The organism is Prevotella pectinovora (genome assembly GCF_041323955.1).
GTDB classification, from domain to species: Bacteria; Bacteroidota; Bacteroidia; order Bacteroidales; family Bacteroidaceae; genus Prevotella; species Prevotella pectinovora.
Genome location: NZ_JBGLIV010000001.1, coordinates 1,298,347 through 1,309,911, shown reverse-complemented (window position 1 = coordinate 1,309,911; position 11,565 = coordinate 1,298,347). Strand labels below are relative to the sequence as shown.

Annotated in this window: 8 protein-coding genes; 1 reads left to right on the top strand and 7 read right to left on the bottom strand. The window is 43.2% G+C overall.

Features of this window, described 5'->3' with window-relative positions:
* Positions 1 to 50: 50 nt before the first annotated feature.
* Positions 51 to 1,328: a cofactor-independent phosphoglycerate mutase gene (locus tag ACDC99_RS05160; RefSeq protein WP_370756065.1), complete on the top strand. Its 1,278-nt coding sequence runs from the start codon at positions 51 to 53 to the stop codon at positions 1,326 to 1,328.
* Between the two features lie 115 nt (positions 1,329 to 1,443).
* Here ACDC99_RS05160 and ACDC99_RS05155 read toward each other — a convergent pair whose 3' ends face one another.
* The 7 genes from ACDC99_RS05155 to ACDC99_RS05125 all read right to left on the bottom strand — a co-directional run bounded on the left by ACDC99_RS05155 (position 1,444) and on the right by ACDC99_RS05125 (position 11,560).
* Positions 1,444 to 3,882, bottom strand: coding sequence for a TonB-dependent receptor (locus ACDC99_RS05155; protein ID WP_370756063.1), 2,439 nt, complete (start codon positions 3,880 to 3,882; stop codon positions 1,444 to 1,446).
* Between the two features lie 120 nt (positions 3,883 to 4,002).
* Positions 4,003 to 5,031: a hypothetical protein gene (locus ACDC99_RS05150; RefSeq protein ID WP_022316568.1), complete on the bottom strand. Its 1,029-nt coding sequence runs from the start codon at positions 5,029 to 5,031 to the stop codon at positions 4,003 to 4,005.
* Positions 5,024 to 6,886 carry a peptidase U32 family protein gene (locus ACDC99_RS05145; RefSeq protein WP_370756061.1) on the bottom strand — a complete coding sequence of 621 codons (1,863 nt, stop codon included), beginning with the start codon at positions 6,884 to 6,886 and terminating at the stop codon, positions 5,024 to 5,026. The genes ACDC99_RS05150 and ACDC99_RS05145 overlap by 8 nt, the downstream gene beginning before the upstream one ends.
* Before the next feature lie 9 nt (positions 6,887 to 6,895).
* Positions 6,896 to 7,813 (bottom strand): homoserine O-acetyltransferase MetA, encoded by a 918-nt coding sequence (gene metA, locus ACDC99_RS05140; protein WP_302749350.1) that lies wholly within the window; start codon positions 7,811 to 7,813, stop codon positions 6,896 to 6,898.
* 385 nt (positions 7,814 to 8,198) lie between these two features.
* Positions 8,199 to 9,485 (bottom strand): IS1380-like element ISBf11 family transposase, encoded by a 1,287-nt coding sequence (locus ACDC99_RS05135; protein ID WP_346712761.1) that lies wholly within the window; start codon positions 9,483 to 9,485, stop codon positions 8,199 to 8,201.
* A 181-nt stretch (positions 9,486 to 9,666) separates the two neighbouring features.
* Positions 9,667 to 11,199: a ribonuclease Y gene (gene rny / locus ACDC99_RS05130; protein ID WP_044073471.1), complete on the bottom strand. Its 1,533-nt coding sequence runs from the start codon at positions 11,197 to 11,199 to the stop codon at positions 9,667 to 9,669.
* Positions 11,200 to 11,263: 64 nt separating this feature from the next.
* Positions 11,264 to 11,560, bottom strand: a complete 297-nt coding sequence (locus tag ACDC99_RS05125; protein WP_303222501.1) for a cell division protein ZapA — start codon at positions 11,558 to 11,560, stop codon at positions 11,264 to 11,266.
* Between the last annotated feature and the right edge of the window lie 5 nt (positions 11,561 to 11,565).

Genomic DNA, 11,565 nt, shown 5'->3' with positions numbered 1-11,565 from the left:
ATAAACTGGCAAAAAGATGACATATAGGAAAGCTATAATCTGAATTTGGAATGAAACATCTGGTAATCGTAGCCGACGGAATGGCTGATCATCCAGTTGAAAGGCTCGGAGGCAAGACTCTCTTGCAGTTTGCCGATGTGCCCAATATGGATGCGCTTGCCTGTAATGGGCGTACTGGTCGGTTGGTAACGATACCTGATGGTTTCAGTCCGGGGAGTGATGTTGCCAATAGCGTGATTCTCGGATATGACCAGGAGAAAGTTTATGAAGGGCGTGGTCCTCTCGAAGCTGCAAGCATAGGATATGAAATGAGGCCCGGTGATTTGGCGCTTCGAGTCAGTCTGATTTCTGTAGACGAACGTGGACGAATAGTAAATCATCATGGAGGACATGTTACTACACAAGAGTCCTTTCAGCTTATTGATTGTCTCAATGCAGAACTTGCTGACGAGAGATTACATTTCCATACAGGTTCGCAATACCGGCATCTGCTTGTGATAAAAGGTGGCAACAAACATATAGAATGCGCGTTGCCTCATGATTCCATCAACAAAGATTGGCATGGCCTGTTGGTAAGGCCAAAAGAAGGTTATGAACATTCTGGCGATGATTGCTATTTTGACAGTTTGGGGGTGAAGCACAACCGTTTGAGTCCGGAGGAAACTTCGGACATCCTGAACGACTTGATTCTCAAATCTCAAGGATTGTTGGGAAAACATAAAGTCAACATAAACAGACGCTCCTGTGGTTTGCCACCTGCAAATCTTATATGGCCATGGGGTGGAGGGTATCGTCCGTCTATGTTGACATTAAGTGAGAAATATCCTGAAGTAAGAAGCGGCGCTGTGGTTTCTGCAGACAATCTTATTCGGGGTATTGGACAATATGCCGGATTGAAAGTTGTCGATGTTGATGGTGCTACAGGGTTTGCGGATACCAATTATGAAGGCAAGGCAAAAGCGGCAATCGATGCTTTGCGGACTGATGATTTTGTGTTCCTTCATATAGAGGCGAGTGATGAGGCCGGCCATGATGGAGATTTACAGTTGAAGTTGAAGACGATTGAAGATATTGATCTTCGCGTAATGGGGACGATATGTTCAGAACTTTCCGATTGGAAGGAACCGGTCTGCATCGCCCTGCTGCCAGATCATCCTACACCTGTAGAGCTGAGGACTCATGTAGATGAGCCTGTTCCGTTCTTGGTCTATTATCCCGGGATAAAGCCGGATTCGGTTTCTTGTTACGACGAGCAGAGTTGTATTTCAGGGAGTTACGGTCTTCTGCGATTGCAGGAGTTTATGGAAGAGATAATGAAGATAAAATGATGATGTTCGTTGGGATTTCCGATGGCTCGTTTTCCTTTAACCCCAATCGGTCATTAGAACGTAATTACTTGATTACTTGATGATTTGTTTTACGTTCTAATGACCGGCTCTGTTTTTATATGTGGAAGGATAAGTCTATGCCGCATTGGAATGGGGCTCCTCTCTGCGACAGGTATAGCGGCTTGCCTGTAGCTGAGCTTTTCAGGGCGAAGGTGTTATAATTCGTGGAAGTAAGATTCCTGCCCCATATTGATATTTTGAGGAAATCAGACATGATGTCTGCATGGCAGCCAAGGATGCAGTACAGCTTTTGACTATAGGTATTTCCTTCATCCCAATAAGTCTTCCCTTGAGCGTTTGCGTTTGCTCCTATAGTTACGCTTTTTGCCCAGTGTCCTTTGATCGGCATCGTCCAGTCTACCATGCCGCTCATTGTGTGTAGCGGAATATAGGGTATGTGCTTACCCTTATAGTCTGTCGTGATGCCATTGCTCTCCTCTTTATAGTTGTCAAATCTTGAATTCGTGAAACTGTATGTTGCGCTCCATGACAATCTGTTGTCAATTGCTTTTCCGCGCATTGAGGCTTCTATGCCGCATGAGTGACTCCTTCCTGCATTTATCATCATTCTGCCGAAACCGTATGTGCCTGCCATCACTGAAAGTTGCTGGTTCCTGATTTTCATGTAATAAACTGAGATGTCAGTCTGAAGAGAACCGTCAAAAAGGTTGATATGGCTACCGAGTTCATAGTTCCAGCTGAATTCCGGCTTGTATGAAATAGTGTTGTTTATCTTTGCATAATCCTCATCAGTATGCTGGATGTCATAATCGGATTTCATGGCTTCCTTGCTGTTAGCCATCAGTTCAGTCTGGAGTATGTCAGAGAACATCTGTATGTTATATCCTCCAGAGCGGTAGCCTTTGTTTACCAATGCGTAGATGTTGCTGCCATTGTCGTTGACTCGCCATGTGAATCCCAATTTCGGCAACACTTGGTTGAAGCTGTTGCTTTTGGTGTTGGTGAGAATTGAACTTAGTCTTCTTGATGCCGTTATTCCCATTACACTTGCATTCATTGCCATGATGGCACTTGTCTCGTATTTCACTTTTACGAGACTGTAATCATAACGCAGTCCGATGGTCATCGTCAGGCATTTGTTCAGGTCGATTTGTGATTCATGGAAAACGCCAAGGTTGAATTGTGGCGTGTGGAACATTCCGGGTACAGACATTGACAGACCTGAAACCTCTATGCCTCCAGCCTTGTTTATTGTGGCTTGAGCCATTTCTTTTGCTCTTTCTTCGGTCATTCCTGGTATTGACATGAATTTGCCAGACATGGATTCTGTTATGGCATTATATATGGCAGACTGTATGTTGCTTGCCATCATTGTGGTGAAATCCTTGTCGAAATAAACCGGTGTTTCTGTTCGTAGCCATTGGTATGTGCCGAACAGTCCTGTAGTGTACTTCCAGTTCTTCTTTATTCGTCCTTTTAGTGCGAATTCTTGTGTTATGCCGTTTTGTAGCTGTTTCTGTGAGAGATGCATCATATCGGCTGCCGTATAGTCCTGGTCCATGTTCATCCTGTCGGCAAGGAATTGGTAGCTTGTAGTGGAGTTGAATGTTATGTCTCCAGATGTGTATCTTATATTCAATGCGGAGTTCAGTATGTTTCTTAGATAGCTGCAGTCTCTGTTCATTGTAGGCGATGCGGTGTGACCGTTTTGCAGATCAAGCTCGCCATAGGGGAATCCTGCCTGGTTCACGTATTGATAGTCGGCAATGAAATCATAGGTGAGTCTTGGAGAATATTGGTTTACAATTCTGATCTTGCCACCTGCTTCATTGATGTCGTCAGCTCTTTTCCCTGTGGTCTGGTTGCGTATGAAACCGTTATTCCCATTGTAGAACCCGGAAAATGAAATTGCTGAATTGTCAGACAACTTCAGATAGTTTGTAATTTCGAAGTTGCGGTATAGTCTGCTGCCGATTCCGATTTTGACATCGGTACCGTCATACGCCAATGGGTTTTTGGAATAAATCCTAACGAGTCCGCCTTCGGTGTTCATTCCATACAAAGTTCCTTGCGGTCCTCTTAATACGTCTATCCTGTCTATCTGATATATATGCTGGTTGAAGGCGCTTTTGGTTAGTAATGGCATTCCATCCAAATAAACACCGATAGCCGGATTGTTGATTCTTGAGCCTATTCCTCGTATGTAGAAAGAGGATGTTAGCCTTGAACCATATGATGGCATTTGGAAGCCAGGAACATAATTTGACAGTTCGCTGATGTCATGAATGCCGAGCTTTTCAGTTTCGGTAGATGAAAACATGCTCGAAGCCATAGGCTGATATCGTAGCAATGTGCTTTCTTTGGGCTGCGATACTACGATTATCTCGTCTAGGTCGTGGATTCTAGATGAGTCAGCATTGTTGACGTAGATACTTTCTTTGTCTGAATTCTCACTTGTGTATATTCCTTTTGCTTCAGAATGATATACAATGGCACAACATACTGTTGTAAATACTGTTTTTATATATTTCATGGGTGCAAAGTTACCTCATGTCTTTGCATTGTGCAATCCTAATATGTTATGATTTTATGCTGAAACGGTTGTACTTTTTGTCAGAATGAATATGCCTCTTGAATCTGAAGTTATTTGTTGTTATATGTTCATCGCTCCGCATTTAGGGCATTTGCCTTTGTGTCTTATTAGTTCTCCGCAGTTTCCACAAATAAAAGGAGCACGGGATGAATTGTAGAATTTCCGCAGCGCATAGATGTAGAAGGCTATCAATAAAGGGTAGCCGATATAATATAATGTAGTGATACTGAAAACGATATAGCAAATGGCGCATATTCCACACAAGCTACATAGATAAAGAATAGCGTCACTGAAGGGAAGCTGTTTCCTCACTTCATCGATTACAGCCACCATTAAGATTACCATGAACCATACGGAGAAAAGGAATATGGATAGTATTGGAGTTACAGAGAACGGGTTCAATGTGGGATGGAAGTAGAAATTCTGCCATATGTCTGCAGCAAACAGTTGTATGCTTGAATAGAATGTGGCTGACGCTGAAACTGTTAGTGTCAGAAGGGTAGGGTAGAACGTGTTTATGTCGTTGAACAACACGATGTTTGCATTGTTCCTGAATAGTTTCCTCAAGAGATAAGCCATCGAGATGATACTTATTATTATGAGTGATATGAGAATGTGTGTGTCAGAGAATGTTGATATGAATTGTGATATAGGATCGTCGGGTACTACTGCCTGCAGAAGAGTTTTTTCTCTTGTCCATCCGAATGTGTATTGGTCACGAGCAAGTTGCACCCATACGGAGTCGGTGGAATCTGAACTCATCATCCTTATTTCAGCCACAGCGATGCGTTCTCCCTTTTTGACGATTATAGAATCTGTAGGAAGATTGCTTATAATTTCTTCTGGTTGTCCTTTCAGAAGTACAATTGAGTCTTGTTTTACAATGAAGTTGAAATTTTGGGAATAATGGTGAGTGTGTACAAAATTCAAAGAGTCTTGTTGCTCCTGGGTGAGTTCAGTTGTGGCAATGTGTCTTTTGCCGCTGAATGTCTTCCTGTGGTAGCATCCAGAGAGCACGATAACTGCTGTCAATAATAAAATTATGACATTACTGATACCTTTATGTTTCTTAGAATCTTTTTTATTCATCGGCATATATATTCATTTGGCATTTCTTGCAGTCGAATTCAAGTCTGAATGTTCGCCCGTCTGCAAGTCTCAGATGTAGGGGTTCTTTTAATAGTCCGCTTTGTTTATGACTCTTTTTGCATTGTCCCAATTCGTGTCTCAAACAATAGCGGCATTGCATGACAAGCGGCGAAGAGGGCTTCTTGATTTCAAATGCAGGAGTTATGTCTGACATGCCTTCTTGCTCATAGAATGAATGCGCAAGTCTGTTCGCAATGTTGTACATATAGGGCTGCTGATAGGACGATATGCTATGGAACGAGACTTTCCCTTTTTCGGGGATTTGTCGTGCATGATCCTTGGTTCGGATATCTATATGGTTCTCTGACAGTCTGCTCATTAGTTCGTCTGCAGCCTGGCGTCTTATTTCTGCCAAGATACTGTTCGGTATGAACCAAGGGAAGTCCGTCGGCTCTACAATTACGTCTTCTACTGTAAATATTGTATTGCCGAATTTTGAAATCTGTCTTTTGATGTTGTCTACTTGGGATTTCTGTGCTTTCTCAAGAGAAATGTCCTTTTGAAGATTGATGTGCAGTTTCTCATCGCAAGTCTTGGCTTCTATATGCAATCCCTCTGCAGACGCTTTTATGTTAATCCGTATGCCTAACTTCCTTTGTCCGTTATCTCCGTTGAGCTCCTTTTCAAACAGCTGGTCACTGTTTCTGTATAGAGCGATCCCCTTTCTTAAACCTCGTGGCATTCTCAATGGAAATAATCTGTTGCCCTCGGCTCTGTTTATCCTGAATCCCTCAAGTTCGTTGTTGCTGTTTATGAAGCAAAGGCCATCTCCGTTGGCAAATGAAGTGGTTCCAGCCACGTTGAAAGAGTTTCCTCTGATTTCTTTCACTTTTCCCACATATTCTCCCATCGCCTTTGGCGTGTAGAATGAAGCAAGGTCGCTAGTCCTTCCATTCAGGAAATAGTCTGTAAATCCTCTGTTGAATGTCTTGTTCAAGTTGGGTGTAAATCTGATATCGCATACACCAGAAGAAGCTCTCTCGTATTCTGAACCTCTTCTCGATATTATTTCATTCAGCTGCTTGTTGTATGCCGCTGTGACGTTGCGCACATAGTTGATGTCTTTCAGCCTGCCTTCAATCTTGAAGGATGTCACGCCGGCATCTGCCAATTGCTCCAATGAATCTATCCTGCACATGTCTTTAAGTGAAAGAAGATGTGCCTGGTTGATGATCTCATTGCCGTCTTTGTCGGTCAGGTCAAATTTCATCCTGCAGAATTGTGCGCAAGCACCACGATTGGCACTTCTCCCAAAACAGTATTCAGATGCATAGCAAACGCCGGAATAGCTTACGCAAAGTGCGCCATGAACGAATACTTCCAATTCTGTCTGTGGCACTCTCCGGTGTATGTTTCTTATTTCTTCAAGTGAAAGTTCGCGAGCAAGAACAACCCGGTCGAAGTTGTGCCGAGCCAGCCATTCCACTTTCTCTGCGGAGCGGTTGTCTGTTTGCGTACTTGCATGGAGGGCTACATTTTGAGGAAGCTGCAGCTTGGTGATTCCCATGTCTTGTACGAGTATTGCGTCAACGCCGATCCTTCCAAGCTCATTGAGGAGTTTTTGCGTGTCCTCTAGCTCGTTGTCATAGATTATAGTGTTGACCGTGACATATACTTTGCAGCCAAATTTGTGAGCATATTCACATAATTCATTTATGTCATCAATACTGTTGCCTACTGCCTGTCGGGCTCCGAATCTGGCAGCACCGATGTAAACGGCGTCAGCACCACAGTCTATTGCGGCAATTCCGCATTTTAAATCCTTTGCAGGAGCGAGAAGTTCCAGCTTCCTCATTTTCTATCTTTATTTAATTTCACTTATATCGAATGGTGTCTCCTGATAAACATAATAGTTTATCCAGTTTGTGAAGAACAGATTGCCGTGAGCTCGCCAGCGCACTACCGGTGGAAGCTCTGGATCATTGTCCTTATAATAGTTCTTTGGCATATCAACATCATCTCGTTTCCCCAAATCTCTTTTATATTCCTGGTCAAGTGTATAAGGGGCGTACTCTAAATGTCCGGTAATGAAGAATTCTCTGCCATTGTTTGCCATCACGATACTGACGCCGCTCTCTTGGGATTCAGCAATGAGGCTCAGCCTGTTGTCATTCAGAATATCTTGTTTCCTTATTTCCGTATGCCTGCTGTGTGGCATGAAGAAGATGTCGTCAAACCCTCTGAAAATGGGTAGTTTCACATCTAAACAGTATTGCTCGAAAATTCCGAACATCTTCTTTTTCAGGTGATATTTAGGTATTCCGTAGTGGTAGTATAATCCAGCTTGAGCTGCCCAGCATATATATAGCGTACTCGTCACATGGGATTTCGACCATTCGAATATCCGTTTGATTTCATCCCAATAAGTCACTTCTTCATATTCGTAATTCTCTACAGGGGCTCCCGTGATAATCATCCCGTCGAATTTTTCTTTTTCTATCTTGTCGAAGTCCTTGTAAAACATCATCATATGTTCAATTGGAGTATTCTTGGGCGTATGGCTCTTGAGTTTCATGAAGGTGATGTCAATCTGTAAAGGAGTATTCGACAATAGTCTTATTAAATCTGTCTCCGTGGTTATTTTCAGGGGCATCAGGTTTAATATTACTATTTTCAGAGGACGAATATCCTGCGTATGAGCCCTTGTGTCATCCATCACGAAGATGTTCTCTTTTTTCAGGATGTCAACAGCTGGTAGGGTATCTGGAATTTTTAGTGGCATATCTAATGATTTTTACTGTTGCAAAATTACCATTTTTAGCTTTTACGACCAAATAATTGGATGTCATTTAAGTATTGCCAGGCGTATTTCTATTCTAGATTAGGAATGTGGAAATTATAATTTCAGATAATCTTAATGTCCGATTGTGGTTAAAAGCATTGTCGGATGATTTGGTGAACGGTATATAAGAAAAAGACCAACCATTACAGTTTAACCTCAAATCCGCAACTACGCGCCTAATATGATACAGAAGCGAAAATAATCTGCATCGTTAGTAAAAAGGGGGCACAGTGCATCGAATGTCACCATAAAGACATATAAATGCCCCTTACCCCACCATACGACTTGAGGCAATACGCAAAATCACGACCATAAGTTGCCGGTGTTATCCAAAGTCATTCTGGAACACATCAGCATAAGCGTTGTTGCATGAATAGATATTCAGCACATACTGCCTTGATGTCCTGACCCATTTTGCTGGCACAGAGATGAACTTGAAGACAAACGCCTTGATGCGGCTTGTTGCTTTGAGTCCGAACCTCTTCACGTCAAGCCTCGCCATGATGAATTTATAGAAGTTGCGTATGAGTGCCGTAAGCAGAAGAAACACCGTGTTTTCTCCCATGAAGGATTTTGGAAGCCTGTTCCAGCCGAATCCGTTATTCATGTCATCGAAGATGCGTTCCTTCCCTCCACGGAGGTTATAGAATTCGACAATCTCTTTCTCGGAAGACTCGTAGTCATTTGTAAGGATGCAGCGGTAGGTGTATTCTCCTTCCCACAGGTCGAGTTCGCCGTCTATCCGCTTCTGTCTTTGAATCACAAGACGGTATGCCTTCCCTTTCCATTTCTCGATGAGAATGGAGGCCAGCTCAAACTCAATACCGCCCAATTTCACTTTCTTCCAACCTCTGAGGGCAAAGATGTCATTGTAGAGCGAACTGCATCGGTTGGCACGGATATAGAAGGTCTTGCAGTGTTTAGCAATCTCTTCCACTATCTCTTCAGAACACGAGCCGCAATCAGCTCTGAAACGGTTGATAATAAGCTTGTTCTGTTCAAACCTTTCAAAGAACCTCTTCAGCGTGTCCTTCTGGTGGAAACGGACATTTGTGTTGCCGTCGCTGTTCTCAATGCCGACAATCAAGTCGCCAATAACTGCCACGCCAGGGCGATAACCAAGGAACTTCTTGTATGTAGGCTTCGCATCATACTTCTCAGCCTCTATGAACTGGTGGTCGAAGTCAACGTCATACCCCTCGCCCTCTTTCAGCTGCCCTGTGGACAATAGGCAATTGAGGAGCAGTGTATTCAGCTTGTCTGCCGTGTTGAAGTCGTAGGTCTTGCCAGTGTCGGATGTGTAGGAAATGTTATCCTGGGTCAGTTCCTTTATGGCTCTGAGAATCGTGTCGGCACTGCATGTGCGAAGTGTCGGATGAAGCGAGAGGTGATACATCAGATGAGTGGTGACATCCTCGATGCATGAGCCGCCACAGAAATAAACGCTCATAAGCGAACGGATGATTTCGCTGTATTGATAACCATACAGCCTGCATCTCATACCGAGGGTTGAGTCGATTACAGATGAGAGCTTGGAATCAAATTGCTCCATTATTGGAAAAATACCTCCAAAAGGAGAGAGTTTCTCAGATTTTATTGCTACCTTTGCCATGTCTGTCGGGTTTGATACATATTTTGATTTGCAACACTAAGATAGGTGAAAAATCTGACATGGCAAAATCCTGAGCAACTTTTTGTTGCTCAGGTACTTATAAATAAAGTTAAATCAAAGTGTTGCGGAATTAAGGTTTAAGTAAATGATTGGTCTCGGTTTATGTGGAAAGTTTTTTCCTTTATTTAGCGTAAGCAATTGAACGAGTTTCTCTTATGACGGTAATCTTGACCTGTCCAGGGTAAGTCATCTCGTTTTGTATCTTTGTTGCTATCTCGCTTGACAATGACTCAGACTCCTTGTCGTCCATCTTGTCAGCACCGACGATGACGCGTAGCTCACGTCCAGCTTGAATAGCGTATGTCTTTGTAACGCCTGGATAGCTCATGGCAATAGCCTCAAGGTCGTTCAGACGCTTGATGTATGCCTCAACAATCTCACGGCGTGCACCTGGACGTGCTCCCGATATCGCATCACATACCTGGACAATTGGTGCAAGCAGCGTGTTCATTTCCATTTCGTCGTGATGGGCACCGATAGCATTGCAGATGTCTGGCTTTTCTTTGTATTTTTCAGCAATCTTGGCACCATAAAGAGCGTGTGGCAGTTCGCTTTCCTCATCTGGCACCTTTCCAATGTCGTGTAGCAAACCAGCTCTCTTCGCCTTCTTTGGGTTAAGTCCAAGCTCTGAAGCCATAACGGCACAGAGATTAGCAGTCTCTCTTGCATGTTGGAGCAAGTTCTGACCATATGAAGAACGGTATTTCATCTTACCGACAATCCTGATCAATTCAGGGTGCAGACCATGGATGCCCAAGTCTATGGCTGTGCGTTTACCGGTCTCGATAACTTCATTGTCAAGTTGCTTCTTGACTTTTGCCACAACTTCCTCAATGCGTGCCGGGTGGATACGGCCGTCAGCCACCAACTGGTGTAGTGCCAATCTGCAGACTTCGCGACGAATAGGGTCGAAGGCAGAGATGACAATTGCTTCAGGAGTATCGTCAACAACGATTTCTACACCTGTAGCAGCTTCAAGAGCTCTGATGTTTCTTCCTTCACGTCCGATGATACGGCCTTTCACTTCGTCGTTGTCGATATGGAATACGCTGACGGAATTCTCTATGGCTGTTTCAGTGGCTACTCGCTGTATTGTCTGTATGACGATTTTCTTTGCTTGTGAGTTGGCGTTAAGTTTGGCTTCGTCCATTATCTCATTAATATAGCTTGCAGCTGCTGTGCGAGCTTCGTCTTTCATGCTTTCAACCAATCGCGTTTTCGCTTCTTCTGCACTCAGACCGGAAAGTTCCTCCAGTTTCTCGCGCTCTTGCTGTTGCATCTTCTCAAGATCGTCAGCTTTGATCTGGAGAAGTTTCTTTTCGTTGTCGATACGCTGCTGTTGCTGCTCAACGTCCTGCTTGCGGCGAGCCATGTCCTCCTGTCTTTGGTTGAGGCTTATTTCTCTTTGCTTGAGTTTGTTTTCGCTTTGCTGGATTTTCTGGTTTCTTGACTGGATTTCTTTTTCAAGTTCTGCTTTTTTGTTCAGGAATTTCTCCTTTACCTCAAGCATTTTCTTTTCTTTCAAAACTTCCGCATCCTTTTGTGCGGTGTCCATCAATTCTTTGTATTTTCCATTTATTATGTAACGGAAAACAAAATATCCGCATAGTCCACCCACAAAAAGGGCGGCCACTACTATTGCTGCTGTTATCATTTATTTATTACTTTAAGTTATTATTCTCTCTTTCAGATTGTTACTGTTGGCGAAACAGATGCTGCTATTTGAGTGCATCCTCTATTTCAGTCGTGATTTTAGAGAGAATGTCATTTATGGGGGTGGTGTCATTTTTCATTTTCTCCACCTCATAATTATAAGTGATATCAATAAGTGCCATATACAAAATCTCCTTATCGCTTTTCTTTCCTTTGAAAATTTCAGAATAAGCGTTTATGGCCTTGTTGATATCTTTTGCCGCTTCCCGATACGTAAACTCATCTGCACGGTCAATCACGACCGGCATGTCTGTATCGTAGATATGCAATCTTATATGTAGTTTTTCTTCTTCTCCTGTCATCACTC

Bases quoted from the DNA above. Each gene is read 5' to 3' on its own strand.
- ACDC99_RS05160 (WP_370756065.1), top strand. From the start codon at position 51: ATGAAACATCTGGTAATCGTAGCCGACGGAATGGCTGATCATCCAGTT.
- ACDC99_RS05155 (WP_370756063.1), bottom strand. From the start codon at position 3,882: ATGAAATATATAAAAACAGTATTTACAACAGTATGTTGTGCCATTGTA.
- ACDC99_RS05150 (WP_022316568.1), bottom strand. From the start codon at position 5,031: ATGAATAAAAAAGATTCTAAGAAACATAAAGGTATCAGTAATGTCATA.
- ACDC99_RS05145 (WP_370756061.1), bottom strand. From the start codon at position 6,886: ATGAGGAAGCTGGAACTTCTCGCTCCTGCAAAGGATTTAAAATGCGGA.
- metA (WP_302749350.1), bottom strand. From the start codon at position 7,813: ATGCCACTAAAAATTCCAGATACCCTACCAGCTGTTGACATCCTGAAA.
- ACDC99_RS05135 (WP_346712761.1), bottom strand. From the start codon at position 9,485: ATGGCAAAGGTAGCAATAAAATCTGAGAAACTCTCTCCTTTTGGAGGT.
- rny (WP_044073471.1), bottom strand. From the start codon at position 11,199: ATGATAACAGCAGCAATAGTAGTGGCCGCCCTTTTTGTGGGTGGACTA.
- ACDC99_RS05125 (WP_303222501.1), bottom strand. From the start codon at position 11,560: ATGACAGGAGAAGAAGAAAAACTACATATAAGATTGCATATCTACGAT.